Annotated in this window: 19 protein-coding genes; 13 read left to right on the top strand and 6 right to left on the bottom strand. The window is 69.2% G+C overall.

From position 1 onward, the window contains the following. Positions 1–9 precede the first annotated feature (9 nt). From ABD848_RS00250 to ABD848_RS00240, 3 genes are read left to right on the top strand one after another with little or no spacing between them, the layout of a single operon-like run. Complete coding sequence (locus tag ABD848_RS00250; protein WP_344966183.1) at positions 10–744, top strand: hypothetical protein; 735 nt, start codon at positions 10–12, stop codon at positions 742–744. Further along, positions 744–1,676, top strand: a complete 933-nt coding sequence (locus tag ABD848_RS00245) for a DUF6895 family protein (protein WP_344966182.1) — start codon at positions 744–746, stop codon at positions 1,674–1,676. Before ABD848_RS00250 ends, ABD848_RS00245 begins: the two co-directional genes overlap by 1 nt. Further along, complete coding sequence (locus ABD848_RS00240) at positions 1,673–2,719, top strand: serine hydrolase domain-containing protein (RefSeq protein ID WP_344966181.1); 1,047 nt, start codon at positions 1,673–1,675, stop codon at positions 2,717–2,719. The genes ABD848_RS00245 and ABD848_RS00240 overlap by 4 nt, the downstream gene beginning before the upstream one ends. A gap of 24 nt (positions 2,720–2,743) precedes the next feature. On the opposite strand, the gene cds1 is transcribed toward ABD848_RS00240, so the two are convergent. Then, positions 2,744–3,886: an L-cysteine desulfhydrase Cds1 gene (gene cds1, locus ABD848_RS00235; protein ID WP_344966180.1), complete on the bottom strand. Its 1,143-nt coding sequence runs from the start codon at positions 3,884–3,886 to the stop codon at positions 2,744–2,746. Between the two features lie 128 nt (positions 3,887–4,014). Between cds1 and ABD848_RS00230 the strand changes: the two genes are divergently transcribed. Together ABD848_RS00230 and ABD848_RS00225 are read left to right on the top strand one after the other, a co-directional pair. Then, positions 4,015–4,359: a type II toxin-antitoxin system RelE/ParE family toxin gene (locus ABD848_RS00230; RefSeq protein ID WP_344966179.1), complete on the top strand. Its 345-nt coding sequence runs from the start codon at positions 4,015–4,017 to the stop codon at positions 4,357–4,359. A 4-nt stretch (positions 4,360–4,363) separates the two neighbouring features. Beyond that, positions 4,364–4,663 carry a helix-turn-helix domain-containing protein gene (locus ABD848_RS00225; RefSeq protein ID WP_344966178.1) on the top strand — a complete coding sequence of 100 codons (300 nt, stop codon included), beginning with the start codon at positions 4,364–4,366 and terminating at the stop codon, positions 4,661–4,663. A 224-nt stretch (positions 4,664–4,887) separates the two neighbouring features. Here ABD848_RS00225 and ABD848_RS00220 read toward each other — a convergent pair whose 3' ends face one another. The 3 genes from ABD848_RS00220 to ABD848_RS00210 all read right to left on the bottom strand — a co-directional run bounded on the left by ABD848_RS00220 (position 4,888) and on the right by ABD848_RS00210 (position 8,338). Next, a complete protein-coding gene (locus tag ABD848_RS00220) occupies positions 4,888–5,214 on the bottom strand; it encodes a tetratricopeptide repeat protein (protein WP_344966177.1) in 327 nt (108 codons plus the stop codon). Positions 5,215–5,311: 97 nt separating this feature from the next. After that, positions 5,312–5,827: a beta-class carbonic anhydrase gene (locus ABD848_RS00215; protein WP_344966176.1), complete on the bottom strand. Its 516-nt coding sequence runs from the start codon at positions 5,825–5,827 to the stop codon at positions 5,312–5,314. A 24-nt stretch (positions 5,828–5,851) separates the two neighbouring features. Next, a complete protein-coding gene (locus ABD848_RS00210) occupies positions 5,852–8,338 on the bottom strand; it encodes a DNA gyrase/topoisomerase IV subunit A (RefSeq protein ID WP_344966175.1) in 2,487 nt (828 codons plus the stop codon). A 1,432-nt stretch (positions 8,339–9,770) separates the two neighbouring features. On the opposite strand from ABD848_RS00210, the gene mbhE reads away from it, so the two are divergent. From mbhE to ABD848_RS00170, 8 genes are all read left to right on the top strand, one after another. Further along, entirely contained in the window at positions 9,771–12,254 is a 2,484-nt protein-coding gene (gene mbhE / locus ABD848_RS00205) for a hydrogen gas-evolving membrane-bound hydrogenase subunit E (protein ID WP_344966174.1), read from the top strand. Further along, positions 12,251–12,874, top strand: coding sequence for an MnhB domain-containing protein (locus ABD848_RS00200; protein ID WP_344966173.1), 624 nt, complete (start codon positions 12,251–12,253; stop codon positions 12,872–12,874). The genes mbhE and ABD848_RS00200 overlap by 4 nt, the downstream gene beginning before the upstream one ends. Then, positions 12,871–13,248: a sodium:proton antiporter gene (locus ABD848_RS00195; RefSeq protein ID WP_344966172.1), complete on the top strand. Its 378-nt coding sequence runs from the start codon at positions 12,871–12,873 to the stop codon at positions 13,246–13,248. Before ABD848_RS00200 ends, ABD848_RS00195 begins: the two co-directional genes overlap by 4 nt. Beyond that, positions 13,245–14,777 (top strand): Na+/H+ antiporter subunit D, encoded by a 1,533-nt coding sequence (locus ABD848_RS00190; RefSeq protein ID WP_344966171.1) that lies wholly within the window; start codon positions 13,245–13,247, stop codon positions 14,775–14,777. Before ABD848_RS00195 ends, ABD848_RS00190 begins: the two co-directional genes overlap by 4 nt. Further along, positions 14,774–15,388, top strand: coding sequence for a Na+/H+ antiporter subunit E (locus tag ABD848_RS00185; RefSeq protein ID WP_344966170.1), 615 nt, complete (start codon positions 14,774–14,776; stop codon positions 15,386–15,388). The genes ABD848_RS00190 and ABD848_RS00185 overlap by 4 nt, the downstream gene beginning before the upstream one ends. Further along, positions 15,385–15,663: a monovalent cation/H+ antiporter complex subunit F gene (locus ABD848_RS00180; protein WP_344966169.1), complete on the top strand. Its 279-nt coding sequence runs from the start codon at positions 15,385–15,387 to the stop codon at positions 15,661–15,663. The genes ABD848_RS00185 and ABD848_RS00180 overlap by 4 nt, the downstream gene beginning before the upstream one ends. Then, positions 15,650–16,006: a monovalent cation/H(+) antiporter subunit G gene (gene mnhG, locus ABD848_RS00175; protein ID WP_344966168.1), complete on the top strand. Its 357-nt coding sequence runs from the start codon at positions 15,650–15,652 to the stop codon at positions 16,004–16,006. Before ABD848_RS00180 ends, mnhG begins: the two co-directional genes overlap by 14 nt. Positions 16,007–16,080: 74 nt before the next feature. Then, positions 16,081–18,225, top strand: coding sequence for a RecQ family ATP-dependent DNA helicase (locus ABD848_RS00170; protein WP_344966167.1), 2,145 nt, complete (start codon positions 16,081–16,083; stop codon positions 18,223–18,225). 1,287 nt (positions 18,226–19,512) lie between these two features. Here ABD848_RS00170 and ABD848_RS00165 read toward each other — a convergent pair. Both ABD848_RS00165 and ABD848_RS00160 read right to left on the bottom strand, forming a co-directional pair. Next, a complete protein-coding gene (locus ABD848_RS00165; protein WP_344966166.1) occupies positions 19,513–19,776 on the bottom strand; it encodes a DUF397 domain-containing protein in 264 nt (87 codons plus the stop codon). Continuing rightward, complete coding sequence (locus tag ABD848_RS00160) at positions 19,773–20,627, bottom strand: helix-turn-helix domain-containing protein (protein ID WP_344966165.1); 855 nt, start codon at positions 20,625–20,627, stop codon at positions 19,773–19,775. The genes ABD848_RS00165 and ABD848_RS00160 overlap by 4 nt, the downstream gene beginning before the upstream one ends. Positions 20,628–20,816: the final 189 nt, after the last annotated feature.

Raw genomic sequence — 20,816 nt, 5'->3', positions numbered from 1 at the left:
CCGATGTCTATGTCGACCTCAGCGTCACCGACCAGGTTCGAGGCCGCCACCCGGGCGCTGGCCGCCGACGTGACCCGTGCGCTGCGGGATCACGAGCACCCCTTCCCGCTGGAGCGGCGGGTTGCCGCGCTCGACGAGCAGGGCAGCGGCCCGGGAGCGGTCCGTGTCCTCGGCACGGATGTGCTGGCCCCCTTCGTTCTCTCAGGCCGGCTCCCTGATCCCGGCGACGTCGCTGTGGTGAGAGCGGCGGTGCGGGCCTTCCCCGCACCGCCGGCCACACCGGCGCCCGATCCGCTGTGGGCGGCGCGGGACTGGGCGCTGTACCGCGTCCTGCGCCGATTCGGGGTAGACGCCTCCGAATGGGAGGGCCTATGCCTCACCGCCGTCGGCGGCTCCGACACCGGTCCCGGCCTGTCCGAGGTCGCCAAGAGCCAGCGATGGCCTGCGTGGTGCGCGAGCCTGGCACAGCTCACCGCACTGGCGCTTCCCGGCCTCGACAGCGCCGTCCGCGCCGAAACCCTGGCCGCTCGGGTGGACCTCACCCGCGGCCTGGCCCGCTCGATGCTGCGCCGCGACCACCTCACCGCCGCTCGCCTGGCGCGTTGGCTCGCCCTCGACACCCACGCCGCAGCCGAGCCGCTGCTCGATCCCGCGCTGAAGCACCTGGAACTGCTCAGCGCCGACCAGCCACGCGTGCTGCTGGAGCTGGCGTTGGCCCGCCGCATCACGGAAACGGAGCACTGATGGAGACCGTCGCCATCGGACTGGCCCACCGGGTAGGCGACCGGGCGCTGGACTGGCTCGGAGCCGTCCGCTCCTGTTTCGCGCTGCCGTCCGAGACCCCCGCCCACGAGATCGACGGCGACGCGCTGAAGTCGCTGAGCGAACTGGCGCTGGCCATGTGGATCGTCAGACGGGAGGCCGTGTCGGGGCCGCGCACCGCGGCCACCGCCGAAGCCCTGCTGGAGTTCGCCTGGCGGGAGTTGCACAACGGGGACCTGCTGCACCAGCTCCAGCAGCACACCCCGGCCGCCACCCACCCGCTGGAGATCTACTCCTTCTTCGCCGCCACCGGCTACCGTCATCCGGCCTTGGAAGAGCTCACCACCCACCTTGCGGGGCTGCGCGCCTCGCGGGTGCCCGAGCAGGTGCCGAACCGCCGTCTGGCGGTCCTGGCCGCCGCCCGCCGGATCGGCATTCCGATCCACGACGACCCCGCCACGCTCACCGCCCTCACCTGGCTGGGCGGTACACCGGAGCCGTGGATGCTCGACGCCAACAACGCCTATGGCCTCACCCACACCGTCTTCCACCTCACCGACTGGGGCGCCACCCCGGAAGGGCTGCCGTGGGAGTTGGAGGACTACCTGCACCACTGGCTGCCGGTGTGGGTCGAGACGTTCGACGAGGCCGGGTTCTGGGACCTGCTCGCCGAACTCCTCATCGTCGGTGTTTGCCTGCGCCGTCCCCATTTCTATCCGCACGTGTGGGAGCACATCGCCCAGGCCCAGCGCGACGACGGGATGGTGCCCAACGGGGTCACCCGACCCCATGAAGAGCCCGAGCGGGCGTTTCGCAACCACCATCACCCCACCGTGGTCGCCGTCGTGGCCACCACCCTGACCGTGTCGCGTGCCCTCAGTCCCCTCGCGCCCGCGCAGCGGGAGCCGGGGTGAGCGCCAGCTTTGCTCTGGCCGGCAAGCACCTGTGTGCCCTGCTCACCGAGGCAGGCGTGCCCGGCGTGGCCGCGGCGGCCATCCACGGCCCCGGTGCGGCCGACGAGACCCTGTTCACCGCCGGCCACCTCAAGCGTGGCTCGCCCGAGTCCGTCGATACCCGCACCGCCTTTGAGACGGGGTCGGTCACCAAGCCCCTCACGGCCCTGCTGCTCGCCGAGATGGCCGTCCGCGGCGAGGTCAACCTCACCGACCCGGTCACCCGCCACCTGCCACCCCACGCCCGGCCGCGCCGCGACGATCCGCCCATCACCTTGGGCGAGCTGGCCACCCACACCGGCGGCACGCCTCGCCTGCCCCGCGAGATCTACTGCCGCATGGCCATGCGCCGGTCCGCCGGTCCCTACGCCGGCTACACCCGCGCCGACCTCTACCGGGCCACGGCCAGAATCCGGCGTCGCCGCGCCGCCGGCCCGCCGCGCTACTCCACGTTCGGGTTCGCCCTGCTCGGCGAGGTCCTCGCCGAGGTCGCGGGCACCGGTTACCCGCAGCTCCTCGCCGAGCGGGTCCTGCGCCCGCTGGGCATGGCCGACTCCGGTGTGCCCCCGGCAGGGGACCCCGCCACGCGAGCGGCCACCGGCCACCGGCGGGGCCGACCCGTGCCCCCATGGCGCTTCGACGCGATCGCCGGCGCCGGTGGCCTCCGCGCCAGCGCCGCCGACCTGCTGAGCTACCTGCGCGCCCAGGTGCGCCCCGAGGAGGCCGGCTGGCCGCTGGCCGAGGCCGTACTCGCAACACACGTGCCGCGCTATTCGATGGCCGCCTCCGCCGAAGGACCAGCTATGGCCCTGGCATGGGGGCACCGCGTCACACGCGGGCACACGCTGCTGTGGCACACCGGCGGCACCGGGGGGTTCACCGCCTTCGTCGGGTTCAGCCCCACGGCCCAAGCGGGGGTGGCCGTGCTCGCCAACGTCACCCCCACTCGGGGGCAGCCCGTGCTGCGCGCGGCCCGCCGGCTACTGCGCGAGGTGGTGGGGTGAGCACCGGCGTGTGGGGGTGGCGCTTCAGCCGTCGTGGGTGGGGGAGTGGGGCGGCTTCCAGGCGCCGGTGGCCAGGAAGTGCTCGATCGCGCTGGTGTAGGGGGCCAGGTCCAGGCCACGCCGGGCCACCCAGTCGTCGTTGTAGTAGCTGTGGCCGTAGCGTTCGCCGCTGTCGCAGATCAGCGTGACGACGCTGCCGCGGATGTCCGACTCCAGCATGCGCGCGACGAGGTGCCACACCCCCCATAGGTTCGTGCCGGTGGAGCCGCCGCCCGACAGTCCGGTGACCCGATGCAGGTGGCGCATGGCCGCGATGCTGGCGGCGTCGGGAACGGGGACCATCAGGTCGATGATCGAGGGGATGAAGCTGGGCTCGACCCGGGGTCGGCCGATGCCCTCGATCCGGGAGGGCGTCCCGGTGCTGTAGTCGGGCGTGTTGTGGACCCAACTGGGAAAGAACGCCGAGTTCTCCGGGTCGACCACCGCCAGCCGGGTGTGGTGGCGCCGGTAGCGCAGGTAGCGGCCGATGGTGGCCGACGTGCCGCCGGTGCCTGCCCCCACCACGATCCACTCCGGCACCGGGTGGCGCTCCAGGGCCATCTGCTCGAATATCGACATCGCGATGTTGTTGTTGCCGCGCCAGTCGGTGGCCCGCTCGGCGTAGGTGAACTGGTCCATGTAGTGGCCGTGGGTCTCAGCGGCCAGCCGCTCGGCCTCGGGGTACATCTCGGCGGGGATGTCGACGAAGTGACACCGGCCGCCGTAGCGTTCGATCAGTTCGATCTTTTCCGGGCTGGTCTTGCGAGGGACGACGGTGACGAAGTCCAGCCCGAGCAGTTGCGCGAAGTAGGCTTCCGAGACCGCCGTCGAGCCGGAGCTGGCCTCGACGATGGTGGTGTCACCGTCGATCCAGCCGTTGGCCAGCCCGTAGAGGAACAGCGACCGGGCCAGCCGGTGCTTGAGGCTGCCGGTGGGGTGCACCGACTCGTCTTTGAGGTAGAGGTCGATGCCCCACTCCGGCGGCAGAGGGAACACGTGCAGGTGGGTGTCGGCCGAACGGTTGGCGTCAGCGATCACCTTGCGGATCGCCTCGTCCACCCACGCACGTGTGTGCGCCTGCGAGTGCTCCACCCAGTCGGGGCCGGGGAGGTCAGCGGGTGAGGACATGGGGAACAGGCTATCCGGCGGACGGGCCGCACCCCGGTGGGATGCGGCCCCGAGGTCCGCGTGGCCGCCCAGAGCGTCTTTTCCGATACCGCCGGTGAAGCTCCTCCCAAATTAATAACATCAGCGTTATGATGTGGGGAGAAGTGGAACTCGAACCCGAGGTGGAGCAGTGGTTCGACACGCTCGACCAATCCAGTCAGGAGACCGCGGCGTTCTATATCGACCTGTTGGCTGAGCGTGGCGCACTGCTCGGTGAGCCTTACACGAAACAGCTTCACGGCAAGCTAAGAGAGTTGCGCTTCCATCTTGAACGGCAACAGGTACGTGTCACCTACTGGATCGCGCCAGGGAGACGAATCATCTTGCTGACCGTGTTCCGCAAGCAGCGGAGGCGCGAGTCGGTTGAGATCGAACGCGCCTGGCGTGCCATGCGACGCTGTATGGTCGAGGCGCACACCGCCGATGAGGAGTGAGCGGATGCCGGAGCGCAAGAGTTGGGCTGACAAACGCGCTGAGATTATGAGCCGTCCGGGAGCGGGCGCGGCCTATGAAGCCGCGCGGCTCCGTTTTGAGCTGGGAGAGGCGGTGCGAAACCAGCGTGAGGAGCTCGGGATCACCCAGCAAGAGCTCGCGCGGCGCAGCGGCCTCAAACAGCCCGCTGTGGCCCGCCTAGAGGCGGGGGGAACGATGCCTACCATCCCGGTGCTGGAACGTGTGGCTGTGGCACTGGGTATGCGGCTCAACGTTTGGCTCGAACAGGTGCGCCAAGCGAGCTGAGCGGTCCGTGGCCACCCCCGTTTCTGGGGCCACGGACCAGAAACGCCCACTTTCGTGTCGTGCGCCTGCGAGTGCTCCACCCAGTCGGGGCCGGGGAGGTCAGCGGGTGAGGACATGGGGAACAGGCTATCCGGCGGACGGGCCGCACCCCGGTGGGATGCGGCCCCGAGGTCCGCGTGGCCGCTCGGGGTGGTCCTGGCGGCCAATAGGTGTCGGCCATGGGCTCAGTCGCGGGAACCGCCGGCCATAGCCGAGTGCATGCGCCGGTACGGTCCGGCTTCCGCCTCGCGATTCTGCCGCTCCAGGGAACGGGCCAGCGCAAGGTGGGCCCATGCGTCACCGGGGTCGAGTTCGATGATCTTGCGGAATGTTGCCTCAGCCTTGGCTAGCTGGGCCGAATGGAAGTAGGAGCGACCCAACAGTTCCAGGACCGAACGGTTACCGGGTTCGGCCTCGGCAAGTGGGGCCAGGATGCGGGCCGCACTGATGGGGTCACCAAGGTCGAAGCGCTGACGGCCACGGGCGAAAGTCTCGTATGTCGTCTCCGCCATGCGGTCTCCCTTCTTCGGGCATGACAACAGACTGACCGAAAACGGCATTCCCCGTCATCCCCTCGCGGAAGCTCCGAACACTCGTGACCCCTTCTGGTCAGTCGTCGGTCAGCGTGACCTGGCCGGTTTCGACGTCGTAGATGGCGCCGGCCACCGCCAGGTCGGCCGGCAGCATCGGGTGGTGCCGGATACGTTCCAGGTCGTGGCGGAGTGCGGCCCGCTGGTCGGCGATGGTGTTGAACTCCAGACTGCGGGTGTCGACCCCGCTCGCCTGCCTGATCGCTTCGTGCACCTCGTCGTCGCTGGAGACGGACGCCATCTTGCACCGGGTGTGCGGCATAACCAGCACCCGGTCCACCTCCAGCAGGTAGGCGGCCAGCACCAGCGCGGTCAGCGTGTCGTCGGTGACGCGCCCTCCGGCGTTGCGCAGGATCTTGGCGTCGCCGGTGGTCAGCCCAAGCGCGCCCAGCGGGTCGATCCGCGAATCCATGCACGTCACCAAGGCGAGTCCGCGCGCGGCCTTGGCCTGCAACCCCGAAAGGTCGAACTTCTCGGCGTAGGCGGCGTTAGCGGTCACCACATCGTCGAAGGGGGTGCTCACAGGTAACTCCATTGTCGGTGTCGAAGGGCCTGAAGGTCAGCTTCCCGTGGCCAGCGCTGCCATCCCGGTGTCGGTCTTTGCGGTGCCCACCGCCGCGATCGCGCGGGGCAGCGCCTCTCCGGAGCCGTCGCGGCGCTCGTCGGTCTCGGGCAGTCGCACCGGCCCGCCGTCAGCGCGCGACGCGCGCGCCGGAGTCCGACCGACCCAGGCGAACAGCAGCGTGTCCTCGCCTTTGAGGAACCGGTGGCAGCGTATCCCGCCGGTGGCCCGGCCCTTGACGGGGAAGGCGTCGACCGGGGTCACCTTGGCCGAACCGGCCTGGGTGCCCGGTAGTGCTTCGGAGTTGCCGGCGATCGTCACCACAACGGAGTCCTCGGGCATAGGGACGGCGCCGAACCACACGGCGTGGGCGTTCTCGCCCAGCCGGACCCCGCTCACGCCGCCCGCCGCGCGGCCCTGCGCGCGCACGGCGGTGCTGGAGAAGCGCAGCAGTTGGGCTTCGGAGGTGACGAAGATGAGGTCTTCCTCGCCGGTGACCAATTGTGTGGCCCCCACGAGCCGGTCGTCGTCGCGTAGCGCGATGATCTCGAACTCGTCTTTGTTTTGCGGGTAGTCGGCGCTGAGCCGTTTGACCACACCGGCACGGGTGCCCACGACGATTCCGGGGGTGTCGCTGGCCAGCGACACCAGCGAGATGACGTGTTCGTCCTCGCCCAGATCCACAAAGTCCGAGACTGGTAACCCCGAACTGATCGGGGGCGCGTCATCGTTGGCGTCGGGGATCTCGGGCACCTCTAAGGTCGGTAGCCGGATCAGTCGCCCGTGGTCGGTGACGAGCGCGACCTCGCCGCGCGTCGTCGTCGGCAGCGAGACCGCGATCGCGTCGTGGCGGGTACGCAGCCCCTCGTACATGCGCGGCACCTCGGCCCCCTTGCTGCGGCCCAGCAGGCCGCTGCTGCTGAGCAGCACGTGACAGGGGTCGTCGCCCATCTCCAACGGCACGGCGGCGCTGCGGGTGACCCCGGAGTCCTCCATGAGCACGGTGCGCCGCGGCGTCGCGTACTCCTTGGCGACAGCGGCCAGTTCCTTGGAGACGACCTTGCGCAGCTTGCTGTCGGACTCCAGGATCGCGGTCAGCTCGGCGATCTCCTTGTTGAGCCGATCGCGTTCGGTTTCCAACTCCAGGCGGTCGTATTTGGTGAGCCGGCGCAGCGGGGTGTCGAGGATGTAGCGTGCCTGGGTGTCGGACAGTTCAAAGGTGTCCATCAGTCGCTGGCGCGCTTGGGCGGAGTCCTCGGACTCGCGGATCAGCGCGATGACCTCGTCGATGTTGAGCAGTGCGATGAGCAAGCCCGCGACCAGGTGCAGCCGTTCCTCGCGTTTGCCGCGCCGGTAGTGGCAGCGCCGACGCACCACGTCGAGCCGGTGGTCGACATAGACCTGGAGCAGATCACGCAGTCCCAGGGTCTGGGGCTGGCCGTCGACGAGCGCGACGTTGTTGATGCCGAACGTCTCCTCCATGGGCGTGAGCCGGTACAGCTCCTCCAGCACGGCCTCGGGGTTGAAGCCGTTCTTGAGTTCGATGACCAGCCGCAGCCCTTGGGAGCGGTCGGTGAGGTCCTTCAGGTCGGAGATGCCTTGAAGCTTCTTGGCCTGCACCAGTTCCTTGATGCGGCTGACGACCTTCTCGGGGCCGACGTTGTAGGGCAGTTCGGTGACCACCAACCCGGTGCGCCGCGGCGACACCTTCTCGATGGAGACCGTGGCGCGGGTCCGGAACGTGCCGCGGCCACGCGCGTAGGCGTCGCGGATGCCGTCGAGGCCGACGATGGTGCCCCCGGTGGGAAGGTCGGGGCCGGGCACGTACTCCATCAGCTCTTCCAGGCTGGCGCCCGGATGGGTGATGAGGTGGCGTGCGGCGGCGATCACCTCGCCCAGGTTGTGCGGCGCCATGTTGGTGGCCATGCCCACGGCGATACCGGAGGCTCCGTTGACCAGCAGATTGGGGAAAGCCGCCGGCAGCACGCCGGGCTCGGTTTCCTGGCCGTCGTAGTTGGGCTGGAAGTCGACGACGTCCTCGTCGATGGAGGCGGCCATGAGTTGGGCCGCCGAGGTCAGTCGCGACTCGGTGTAGCGCATGGCCGCGGGCGCGTCGTCGCCACCCAGGGACCCGAAGTTGCCGTGCCCGTCGATCAGCGGCACCCGCATGGCAAAGGACTGGCTCATCCGCACCAGCGCATCGTAGATGGCGCTGTCGCCGTGGGGGTGCAGCTTACCCATGACCTCGCCGACCACCCGGGCGCACTTGACGTGCGCCCGGTCGGGGCGGAGCGCCATCTCGCTCATCTGGTAGATGATGCGCCGCTGGACGGGCTTGAGCCCATCGCGCGCGTCGGGAAGCGCACGCTGATAGATCACGGAATAGGCGTACTCCAGGAAGCTGCCGCGCATCTCCTCGGAGACGTCGATGTCGACGATCTTCTCAGCGAGTTCCTCGGGAGGTTGGGACGTCGTAGGGGCCATGCCGTCATTATGTCCGCTCATACGACACGCCCGGCACAGCACGCCGGGATGAATCGTTCGACCACCCCGCCGATGCGCCGTCGGTGAGGCGGCGAAACGCCCGTTCACGGCCGAACTGAACGCCGGTGGGCGCGGGTCGCTCCCGGCGCACAACGGCAAAGACGGCCCCGCCATACCACCGCTGTCCCCGAGGGGATCAGCCCGGGCGGGCACTGTAACCGGGATCACGTGTTTCAGTTTCAGGTGGCTGGGTGGCAGGACCGAGGGCTCGCCCGCTACCGGCGGGAAAAGACACGCCCACCGGCGCCCTCGTCCCCGGCAGCGCTGACATTGTGGCGAGCACCTGCGCCGATCCTGGGGGCTCCTATGCGGGTCTGGCGGCCCAAGAGCATCATGCGGCGTCAGCGGGAGGCCCGCACTGATTTTCACGCCCGCAAGGCGTCACTGGCAGGTCAACGATGGAGTTCTATGGGGCTATCAAGCCGGGGGCGGGTTGTGCATGGAGGGTTTGCCGTTCGATCGCTTCGCGATCTCGGCAGCCCGCCGGTGGCCACGCTGAGAGGAGTTGCCGCCCGCCCGCACCGAGGAAGCTTGCTGTTTGCTCGTGCCTCGATCGCTTCGCGATCTCGGCAGCCTGTGCGGGTGCTTTGGCTGGAGGCGGTCGGAAACGAGGCGGGCAGCCACCGGCTTGAGGCAGCGCCGCTCCAGCGCGGGGGTGTCACTTGTCGCGCGGGATGCTGCTGTACCCCAAGACATCGCTGTCGTGCGGAGTGTCGCTGTCGTGGGGATACCTTTGGCGGGGCGGTGGTAGCGGGCGCCTCAGGAGGCGTTGAGTAGCGGCACCCGACCCAGCCTCAGTCCGCCCGTTGTGGTGCTCGTCCCACCTTGGCCCAAGCCCACCCCAGGCTGCCAAGGTCGCGAAGCGATTGAGGCACGAGCGGCGGGAAACCCCACATACTTTCCTCAGGCCAGAGCCACACCCCGCCGTACCGCCGTACGCCCACCCGGGGCGCTCCTGCCGCGACGTTGGGTGACGCACCGTAGGCACATCCGGCCAAGCCGGGCGCCACGACAACCTTTCGGAAACCGCGGCGCGAGCGGTCACGTGGGGCGCAGCGGGGCAGCGTTGCCGCTCGTTCGCCGGTGTCCCCGACACCAGCCAGGAGATGAGCCACGCCGGATGCGGGAATATGATGTGCGGATATACGTCCTGCGCCCCGTTGCCTCCGCGCTCAACAGGGGAAACACAAAACGTTACCGGGTGATCCGTCCGACAGTGGCGCGGCGAATAGTACACCTGATGCGGGTCAGCGCAAATCGAGAAATGTGACTGCGGCTAACCTTTGGGGTGTTCGGTTCGTTCATCCGTTCTGGTCCCGTCCTTGGCCGGTAAGCACCTGAACCGCCGGTCCAACCGCCGATAGCCTCGCTCATGCTGCTGCCTTACCTGATCGTGTCCCACGCTGTCGTGGCCGTGCTCGTTCCGTGGCTGGTTCGAGCCATCGGAGCGCGCGCGTTCCTCGTCGCGAGTCTTCCCTTGGCAGCCTCGGCTGTGTGGGCGCTCACCCAGTCGTCCGATCTGCTGGCCGGTAACGAGGTGACCGCCTCGGTGGCGTGGATTCCCGCTTTGGGGATCACGCTGGACTTTCGCCTCGACGCCCTGGCACTGACCATGGTGCTGCTGGTGTCGGGAGTCGGCACGGTCATCTTCTGTTACGGCGCCGCCTACTTCCCCGCGCGCGAACGCGCCCTGGGGCGGTTGGTCGCCTCGATGGCCGTTTTCGCCGGTGCCATGCTCGGTGTGGTCACCACCGACAACCTCTTCGCGCTGTATGTGTTCTGGGAACTGACGTCGGTCTCGTCGTTCCTGCTGATCGCCCACAACGACCGCAAGGAGCACGCCCGCCGCTCCGCCATCCAGGCGCTCATCGTCACCGCGGGCTTTGGCCTGCTCATGCTCATCGGGTTCGTGCTGCTCGGCCACATCGGCGGCACCTACCGCATCTCCGCACTGCTCGCCGCCCCGCCCGTGGACAGCCCATGGTTGCCGGTGGCGCTGGTGCTCGTGCTGGCCGGGGCCTTCGCCAAGTCCGCCCAGGCGCCGCTGCATTTTTGGCTGCCCGCGGCGATGGTGGCCCCCACGCCGGTCAGCGCCTATCTGCACGCCGCGGCGATGGTCAAAGGCGGTGTCTACCTCGTCGCGCGCCTGGCCCCCGGCTTCGCCGACGTCGACCCCTGGCGCGCGCTCGTGCTCACCGCCGGGCTGGCCACCATGGTCATCGGCGGCTGGCGCGCCCTGCGCCAAGACGACCTGAAACTGCTGCTGGCCTACGGCACGGTCAGCCAACTCGGGTTCCTGACGCTGCTGGCCGGAACCGGAACCCACGTGGCAGCCCTCGCCACCGAGGGTGTGCTGCTGGCCCACGGCCTGTTCAAGTCCACCCTGTTCCTCGTCGTCGGCATCATCGACCACAAGGCGGGCACCCGCAGTATCAGCGGCCTCTCCGGGCTGTGGCGGCGCACACCGGTGCTGGCGCTCGCCTCGCTCGCGGCTGCGGCGTCGATGGCCGGCCTGCCACCGCTGTTGGGGTTCGTGGCCAAGGAGGCGGCGCTAGCGGCCTACCTGCCCGGCCACCTCGGCTCGTTGCCGCGGTCGGCGGCCACGCTCGTGCTGATCGGGGTGGTTGTGGCCTCGATCCTGACCTTCGCCTACAGCGCCCGGTTCCTGTGGGGCGCCTTCGCCGACAAGGAGACCGTCGCCGAGCGCCGCTTCCCCGCCCCCAGCGCCGCCTTCCTGGCCGCGCCGGTGGTGCTCTCAGCGGCAGGGCTGCTGTTGGGCGTACTGCCGTTCCTGGTCGATCCGATCGCCCAGCGCTACGCCGACGCCTACACCGGCGCGTCCTACCACTTGGAGTTGTGGCACGGCCTCACTCCGGCGTTGGGGGTCTCGACGCTCATCGTGGCCGCCGGCGTGGTCATGTTCATCCAGCGTGACCGGGTGGCGCGCGCGCAGAAGGCGCTGCCGCGCTGGCCCGAGGCCGAAGCGGTCTACAACCTGGCCATCCACGGCATCTTCACCGTGGGGCTGCGGGTGACCCGGCGCGCCCAGAGCGGGTCGCTGCCGGTCTATCTGGGCATCATCCTGGCGACGATGCTCGCCCTGCCCGGCGTGCGCCTGCTCATGGCCATCATCGGCCAAGAGGTGGACTATCCCCAGCCCAGCGAGGGGCTACGGCTGTGGGATAACCCGCTGGAGCTGGTGGTGGCGCTCATCCTCATCGTGACCGCCGTGGCCACGGTTCGCGAGCACCGCCGTTTCCCGGCCCTCATCCTCATCAGCGCCATGGGCTTTGGCATCGCCGGCCTGTTCGTCCTCCACGGCGCCCCCGACCTCGCCCTGACCGTGGTCCTGGTGGAGACGCTGGCCACGATCATCCTCGTCTTCGTGCTGCGTCGCCTGCCCGCGGTGTTTCCCACCCGCCCCGACGGGTGGGGCAAGCGGTTGACCGCGCTACTGTGCGCGGCTGCCGGCACCTTCGTCGCCGTCTCGCTGTGGCTGATGACCCACGCCCGCACCGACGCCCCCGTCTCCCGGGGCTTCGCCGAGCGCGCCGAAGAGGCCGGCGGCCAAAACCTGGTCAACATGATCCTGGCCGACTTCCGTGCCCTCGACACTTTTGGCGAGATCGTCGTGCTCGTCACCGCGGCTATCGCGGTCGCCTCGCTGGTGCTGCTCAACCGCCGTGACCGTGTCGTCGAGGCTCCCGACGCCGATCTCGACACCACCGAGGAGGAAGCCGCCCCGCCCGGCGCCCCAGCGGCCGGTGCCGCGACCGCCTCCTCAACTACCCAGGAGGCGAGTGCGGCCGGCAGCGGCTCCGCCGACACCGCCCCACCCGACCAGGAAAGCAGGTGAGTGCCGTGCTCGGAAAGCCCGTGGACCCCGGCTCGCCCCGCTCCGAGGACACCGCCGGCCCCCCGGAAGGCTGGGAGGCGCCCCGCGAGCAGTGGCTAAGCACCGCCGCCCGTCCCGCCTTCGGCCCCCGGTCGGTGCTCCTGGAAGTCGTCGTGCGGCTGCTGGTCCCGGCGATCCTGCTGCTATCGATCTTCATGCTGGTCGCCGGACACGACCGTCCCGGCGGCGGCTTCGCCGGCGGGCTCGTGGCCAGCATGGCCTACGTGCTGCGCTACGTCGCCGGCGGCCGCCGCGAGCTCGCCGCCGGCATACCGATGCCTCCCAACGCGCTGCTGGCGCTGGGACTGCTGGTGGCGTGCTGCACCGCCGGGCTCCCGCTCGTCTTCGACCACCCCATCCTGGACACCACCAAAGTCACACTCACCCTGCCGCTTTTCGGCGAGGTCAAGATCCTCAGCGCGCTGGCGTTTGAAGCCGGCGTCTACCTGATCGTGGTGGGGCTGGTGCTGTCGGTGGTGGCCGCCCTGGGAGCCCGCATGGAAGCCGAGGAAGAAGAGGCGCGAGCCGAGCGGCGACGCCGCGAACGGCGCCGGCGCCGTAACACGGGAGGGCAGCTTTGATAACGACTCCCAGCCTGCTGCTGATCATCGCCGTGGCCGTGCTGTACTCGTCAGGCTTCTACCTGCTGTTGCAGCGCTCGCTCATGCGAGTCGTGCTGGGCATCGTCATACTCGGCCACGCCGCCAACCTGTCCCTGATGCTCACCGACCACTCCATCACGCTGCCGCCGCTCCTCGACGGCCCCGCCGGCGAAATCTCCGATCCGCTGCCGCAAGCCCTGGTGTTGACGGCCATCGTCATCACCTTCGGGGTGACGACGTTCCTGCTGGCGCTGGCCTACCGGGTGTGGCTGGGCGACAACACCGACGAGGTCCCCGATGACCTGGAGGACCGCCGTATCCGCCGGCTGCGCGAACCGGAGGACTCCTCGTGAACGTCCTCCTCGCCGTCCCCCTGGTCGTCCCGCTGCTGGGGGCTGCGCTCACGCTGCTGCTGCGCCGCCTGCCCACGGCCCAGCAGATCGCCAGTTCCCTCGTACTGCTCGTCGTCGTGGCAGACGCCGCCGTGCTGCTCGCCCACACCGCCGACGGCACCGTGGTGGTCAGCCAAGCCGGCGGCTGGCCCGCCCCGCTGGGGATCACCCTCGTGGCCGACCCGCTGGCGGCGCTGCTGGTGCTGGTCTCCTCGGTCGTGCTGCTGATCGTCTTGCTGTATGCGATCGGGCAAGACATCGGCGGGCTCAGCCGCGCCACCCCGCAGGTGTTCCACCCGATCTATTTGGTGCTGACCGCGGGGGTGTGCCTCAGCTTCGTCTCCGGCGACCTGTTCAACCTCTTCGTCGGCTTCGAGATGATGCTGACCGCCAGCTACGCGCTCATCACCCAGGCGCCCACCCGCTCGCGGGTACGCGCCAGCATGATCTACACGCTCGTCAGCCTCACCTCCTCCATCCTCTTCCTGACCGGCATCGCGCTGGTCTACGCGCTGACCGGTACGATCAACCTCGCCGACATCGCGGGCAAGCTCGGCGCCGCCACGCCGGCGCTGCGCATGGTGCTGGCGTTGCTCTTCCTCGTCGTCTTCGGCATCAAGGCGGCGATCGTGCCCATGCACTTCTGGCTGCCCGACAGCTACCCTGTGGCGCTGACCCGCATCTCGGCCATCTTCGCGGCCCTGCTCACCAAGGTCGCCGTGTACGCGGTCATCCGCACCCAAACCCTGCTCTTCGCCCGCGACGACATCTCCACCGTGCTGCTGTGGGTGGCCGTGGCGACCATGATCGTGGGCATCCTCGGCGCGCTGGTCCAAGACGACGTCAACCGGGTCGCCTCCTTCGCCTTGGTGAGCCACATCGGGTTCATGATCTTCGGGCTGGCGTTGGGGACCGTGGCGGCGCTGGCCGGTGTGCTCCTCTACCTCGTCCACCACATCGTCGCCCAGGCCAGCCTGTTCCTCGTCAACGGGCTCATACGCCAGTTCGTCGGCCACACCTCACTGCGGGCGATCCGCGGACTGACCACTGTGTCGCCGGTGCTGGCGGCACTGTTCTTTGTGCCGGCCATGAGCCTGGCCGGCTTGCCCCCCACCTCGGGGTTTGTCGCCAAGGTCGCCCTTTTTCAGGCCGGGGTCGCCCTCGGCACCTGGCAGGCCTACGTCGGCATCGCGGCCGGCGTGCTCACCAGCGCCCTCACCCTGATCGCGCTGTTTCGGATCTGGACCCGCGCGTTCTGGGGGACGCCGCTGCCCGACATGGTCGAGGCCAAACAGCGGCTCCGCAACGCCAGCAACCGGGGCGGGCTGCGCATGATGACCGCCATGACCGCCGTGATGGTGACCGCCGGGCTCGTCGTGGCCCTCGTCGCCGGGCCGCTCAGCGAACTCGGCTTCACCGCCGCCCACGATCTCGTCGACGGCGAAGCCTACATCCACGCCGTCCTCGGGGAGGAGGCGCCGACACCGTGAGCCAGTCCCACGCCGAGCCCGGCGACCCTCGCAGCACCAGCGCCGTGCCCGCCGACCGCTCCCGGCTGCGGCGGATCTTGACCCGGCTGCCCACAATCGTCCTGCTCACCACCATGTGGGTCATCCTGTGGGGCAAGCCCGAGCCGGGTACGATCGTCGCCGGCGCCATCGTCGCCACGCTGTGCTACTGGGCGGCCAAGCTGCCGCACATCCCCGTGCGTCTCAGCTTCCGCCCGCTCGCGGCGCTGCGGCTGGTCGCCTACATCGGCTACGACCTCGTCGCCTCCAGCGTGCGCGTGGCCATCCACTCGCTGTGGCGGCCCAACCGCACCAGCGGCGCCATCGTCGCCGAACCGTTACGCACCGACTCCGACTTCCTGCTCGCCATGATCACCGGCGGGCTGTCACTGGTCACCGGAAGCCTGGTGATCGAACTCAACCGCGAGGAGGGGGTCGTCTACATGCACGGCATCCCCATGAACTCGCCCCGGTCGGTGGAACAGTTGCGCCGCCAGATCCGCCGCACCGAGGAACTATTCGTGCGGGCGTTCGGCACCAACCACGATCTGGCCGAGTTCCAACGCCGCGCCAACGGTGGGAGTACGAATTGACCATCCTGGACTACGTCTACATCGCGACCTTCGTCATGTTGGGCCTCGGCGCGCTGTGCGCCCTGCTGCGCCTGGTGCGCGGCCCCTCCGTCCTCGACCGGCTCGTCTGCCTCAACGCCCTGTCGGTGCTGCTGGTCAGCTCCATCGCGGTCGAGGCCGCCGTGCGCGCCGACACCGCCTATGTGGGGCTGATGGTCACCGTCGCACTCATCGGCTTCGTCGCCACCCTCACCGCCGCCCGATTCGCCGAAAGGCGCGCCCATGACCGCGGCTGACTGGATCACCGCCGTCCTCATCCCGCTGGGAGCCCTGTTCTCCCTTATCGGTATGATCGGATTGGTGCGCTTCCCCACGCTCCTGGGCCGCATGCACGCCGCCGCCAAGCCTGACACGGTAGGGCTCATCCTTATCCTGCTGGGCACGGCGTTTCAGTTGCCCGGTCTCGGCGCCGCGCTCCCACTGGTACTCGTGGCGCTGTTCCAGTGCGTCACCATCCCCGTGCTCGCCCAGACGTTGGGGCGGGTGGCCTACAGCCGTGGCCAGATCGACGCCGAACGCTTGGTCGTCGACGAACTCGCCGATGCGCTGCCCGAGGCCAAGGCCCGCCAAAGCGAGTGAGTGAGGCCAGCCGGCGCGCCCCGCCTGTGGACAACCGGCCGCATGTGCGCGCCGGCTCTGGTAGCAAGGACAGCATGGTCGCACCAGGGCGTGACACCGAATCCCCCGAGATGCGCGAAGAGGCCGAAGGGTGGCTGCGTGCCCTCGCCGGCCGGCAGGCTCGGCTGCGCGAGGATCAGTGGCGGGCCATACACGCCCTGGTGGCCCAGCGGCGCCGCGCGCTGGTCGTGCAGCGCACCGGCTGGGGCAAGTCCGCGGTGTACTTTGTGGCCACCGCCCTGTGCCGCGCGCGAAAAGCCGGCCCCACCGTCATCATCTCGCCGCTGCTGGCCCTGATGCGCAACCAGATCGAGGCCGCCCAGCGCGCCGGCATCCGCGCCCACACCGTCAACAGCGCCAACATCGACGCCTGGGAGCGCGTCTACGCCGAGGTCGAAGCCGGCGACGTCGACGTGCTGCTGATCAGCCCGGAACGCCTCAACAACCCCGAGTTCCGCGACCGTGTCCTACCCGAGCTGGCCGCCGGCGCCGGGCTCGTCGTCATCGACGAAGCGCACTGCGTCTCCGACTGGGGCCACGACTTCCGCCCCGACTACCGCCGTATCCGCACCCTTCTGGCCGGGCTCGGCCACGACGTGCCCGTGCTGGCCACCACCGCCACCGCCAACGAGCGCGTCACCCGCGACGTCGCCGAGCAACTGGCCGGAGCCGACGCCGCCGACGCCGCCGCGCCCCTGGTGCTGCGCGGCGAACTCGACCGCGAAAGCCTGCGCCTGGCCGTCGTCTCGCTATCCGACAGCACAGCCCGGCTGAGCTGGCTCGCCCAACACCTCGACGAACTGCCCGGCTCCGGCATCATCTATGCGCTCACCGTGGCCGCCGCTACCGAGACCGCGGCCTTCCTCAGCGAACGCGGCCACACGGTCGCCTCCTACACCGGCCAGACCGACCCCGAGGAACGCACCCGCGTCGAGCGCGACCTGCTCGACAACCGTGTCAAGGCGGTCGTGGCCACCAGCGCCCTGGGGATGGGTTTCGACAAACCCGACCTGGGATTCGTGATCCACCTGGGTGCCCCACCGTCGCCGATCGCCTACTACCAGCAGATCGGCCGGGCCGGGCGCGGCGTGGCGCGCGCCGAGGCGATCCTGCTGCCCGGGCGCGAAGACCGCGAGATCTGGGCCTACTTCGCGAGCATGGCCTTCCCCGACGAGGAGACCGTGCGCCACACGCTCGACGTCCTCGCTGAGGCGGGCGGCCCCATGTCGCTGCCGCGGCTGGAGACGCGCGTCGACCTCGGCCGCGCCCGGCTGGAGCAGATGCTCAAGGTGCTCGACGTCGACGGCGCCGTGCGCCGGGTGCGCGGCGGCTGGGAGGCCACCGGCCAGCCGTGGCACTACGACGCCCAGCGTTACGCGGCCGTGGCTGCGGCGCGCGAGGCTGAGCGCACGGCGATGCTCGACTACATCGCCACCACCGAATGCCGCATGCTTTTCTTGCGCCGGCAACTCGACGACCCCGCCGCGCGGCCCTGCGGGCGCTGCGACACCTGCGCCGGCACGGTCTGGAGCGACGAGGTCGCCCCCGAGCAGCGCCGCGCCGCGGCCCAGCACATCGACCGGCCGGGCGTGGTGGTCGCCCCGCGCAAGCAGTGGCCCTCGGGCATGGCCGAACTCGGCGTTGACTTCTCCGGCACCATCCGCCCCGAGCGCCGCGCCGCCGAGGGGCGGGCGCTGGCCCGCCTCACCGACATCGGCTGGGGGACGGTGCTGCGCCGCCTCCTGGCTGAGGAGAGTCCGGACGAGGCGATCCCGGATCAGATGTTCGACCGCGTCGTCACCGTGCTCGCCGCCTGGCCGTGGCAGCGGCGCCCTGCCGGCGTGGTCACGATGCCCTCCCGCACCCGGCCCCACATGATCACCGACCTCGCCGCGCGCGTGGCACGCACCGGCCGACTGGACCATCTGGGTGGGCTCGCCTACACCGGCCCCGACGGCGCCGGAGTCCGGCGCCACAACAGCGCGCAGCGGCTCGCCGCCCTGCACCAGGCTCTCGCCGTGCCCGACGAACTCCGCGCCGGCCTCGCCGGGTGCACGGGTCCCGTGCTGTTGGTCGACGACTACACCGACACCGGCTGGACCCTCACCCTCGCCGCCCACCTACTGCGCGAGGCCGGAGCCGAAGAGGTCCTGCCGTTGGTTCTGGCTACCCGAGCCTGAGGCTGGCTGCCTCTGCCCCCATCCCTGAGGGTGGGGTGGTCCGGTCATCGGTGCTGCTTGTTGGGGCGGGGGTGGCGACGGGAGGCGGCAAGGGGAGTGGTGGGTGGGGAGGTGGTGGTCATCGGTGGTGTGGGTTGGGGTTGCTGGTGGTGAGGGTGGTCGGGTTGGGGTGGGGTTCGCTCGTGCCTCGATCGCTTCGCGATCTCGGCAGCCTGAGGGGTGTGGTGGGTGGGGTGGTTTTAAACGATGAGGGCGACTCCTGGGCGTGGGAGATGAGGGGGGCGATGTTGCTATAGCTCGATTCTTGGCATGGGGGTGGTTCTTTCCTGGGGTGGTGTCGGTCTGTGGCGGCTGTCTTAGGTAGGGCCCGTCCTGCGAGGTGAAAAGGGGCGGTTTTTTGGGGCTGGGGGGTTGTCTTAGGTAGGGCCCGTCGTTGGGGTGGTGGAGACGGGGGTTTGGGGTGGTGCCGGCCCTTGGGCACAGCGCCTCCTTAGGCTGCTGAGATCGCGAAGCGATCGAGGCACGAGCGGGGGTGAAACACTATGTGCCTCCCTCGGATTCGGGCGCACATCGCGCCTCAAGCCCCGGGGCGGGCGGGGGACGTGAGGCGGTCTCCGGTGTTGGTGGTGCCGGGGGGCCGGGGTGGCTTCGGCGGTCTGAGTGCGGCGAGTCGGGGCCGCTGGGCGGTGGGAGGGCGTGGGGGTCGCCGTGCGGTATCACTTGTCGGGTGGGGGCGACACTGGGCGCAGGCACCGCCCCCTTCTGTGTCCGGTTTAGCCGGTTATGCCGCTTTCCTGATGGGGGAGAATGTTGATTCTCGAACAAGTGTCTCGCATGCTGGGCGCTCGGGCTGCGGCCGCGGGGGGCCATGGGGGCTTTGTCGCTTTTGCGGGCGCGGTTCTCGCGACTTCCCGCGTTCAGTGTTGCGCTCCCCCCCGACACTGGACGCATTCCCCGACTCCGCCGTCTCACCAAGCGAGACCCCCGGGGGCTCCTATGCTCCTTGCGTACCGGCGCCGCCACCGCCCGCGCTAGCGGCACTCACCCCTGCGACCGGCCACTCAACCGGCGCCTCCCCGCCCCTGCCGGCCCTCGCTGCCCGACGTCACGGACCCTCGCCCCTAGCGTGGCCGAACCGGCCCGGTGCCCACCCCGCCCACCGCTCGTCCTCGCCGCCCGCTCGCGGCCGACGCCTGACTCAGCACAAAAAGGGAGGGTGCGACCAGGGCCGCACCGGCCAGGCGAGGGGGTGAGGGGGAGCGGCAGCCCTGGGAAGTAGGAGGGAGGTTAGAGGGCGTCGTGTTCGATGCCGCGTAGGAAGGCTGACCATTCGGTGGTGCTGAAGGAGAGAAAGCCGAGGTCGCGTTGGGTGGAGTCACGAACAGCGAACCGCGCGGAGCCGTCCAGGAGGGGGCCGGCTTCCACACACTTCGCATTGCCGTTGGCGCTGTAGCTGCTGATGTGCCAGCCGACCTCGACGCACTTCGGGTTGCCGTTGACGCTGTAGCTGCTGGTGCGCCACCCCACTACGGAAGCCGCATCCAGGTTCATGACAACTCCTTCTCGACAGCAGCGATGAACGCGATCGATTCTTCGATGCTCAGACTGTTCTCCTGCAAGCGATCGTACACATCAGCCAACCGATCGACGTCCTCCCGTTCGAGATAGAGCGCCCCTCCCGGGCTTTCTGCGTGAGCAACTTCAGAGAACGGCTCTTCCAGGTCAATGAGGGTGAAGCTTCCCCCGGGGCTGGCGTGAGCTTCGCTGGCGAAGGGGATCACATGAACATCTACGTGTGGGCTTTTCGCCGCCTCGCGCAGATGGCGTAGTTGTTCCGCCATGACCTTCGCGCCACCAACCGGCCGTCGTAACGCCGCCTCATCGAGGATCACAGCCAGAGCTGCCGGATTTTCACGTGTCAGGATGCGTTGCCGTTGGATGCGCAGCTCCACTCCGCGTTCAATCTGGCGCTGGGGGATCTCTGGACTCGTGGCTTGGAAGAGACTGAGGGCGTAGTTGCGAGTCTGAAGAAGCCCTGGAAGTACGAGGCCCGCGAAGCTTCGGATCTTAAGTGCCCGGTTCTCCAGCCATGCCATATCGATGGTGGAACTCCAGGCGTCTTTGGAGTAACTCTCCCACCAGCCGGTTTGCCAGAGTTCCCCGGCTAGTTGGAGCAATGTGTCTCGGCGACCGGCATCCTCGACCCCGTAAAGATCCAGGAGCGCTGCGGTGTCGACACGACGGATCGGATAGAGCCCCGTCTCGAAACGGCTGATCGTCGCGCCGGTGCGTTGTAGGTACTCGCCTGCCTCTCTGAGTGTGAGTCCTCTGTCCTCGCGTAGGTCACGCAAGATCTGGCCAAGCCATTGCGCGCGTAGAGTGACCCCTCGGACGTTGCCCACGGCACCCCCAAGCCTCTTGTGTAAATTTACATTTTCTCTTGCTTTCGTCTTCTGTGAATGTCACTCTAGCAGCATGTGACCTGTTGCTCACTCAGAGAAGTCAAAACAGGTGGCTTTTGCCGTACAGACCACCGCCCGGGGCGCGGACGAACTGACCCTCCGACACGTCCCGGGCGGTGCCCTACAGGA

The sequence above is a fragment of the Salinactinospora qingdaonensis genome (assembly GCF_039539445.1).
In the GTDB taxonomy this organism is placed as follows: domain Bacteria; phylum Actinomycetota; class Actinomycetes; order Streptosporangiales; family Streptosporangiaceae; genus Salinactinospora; species Salinactinospora qingdaonensis.
Note: the sequence above shows the minus strand (reverse complement) of the source record. Positions and strands in the feature narration are given on the sequence as shown.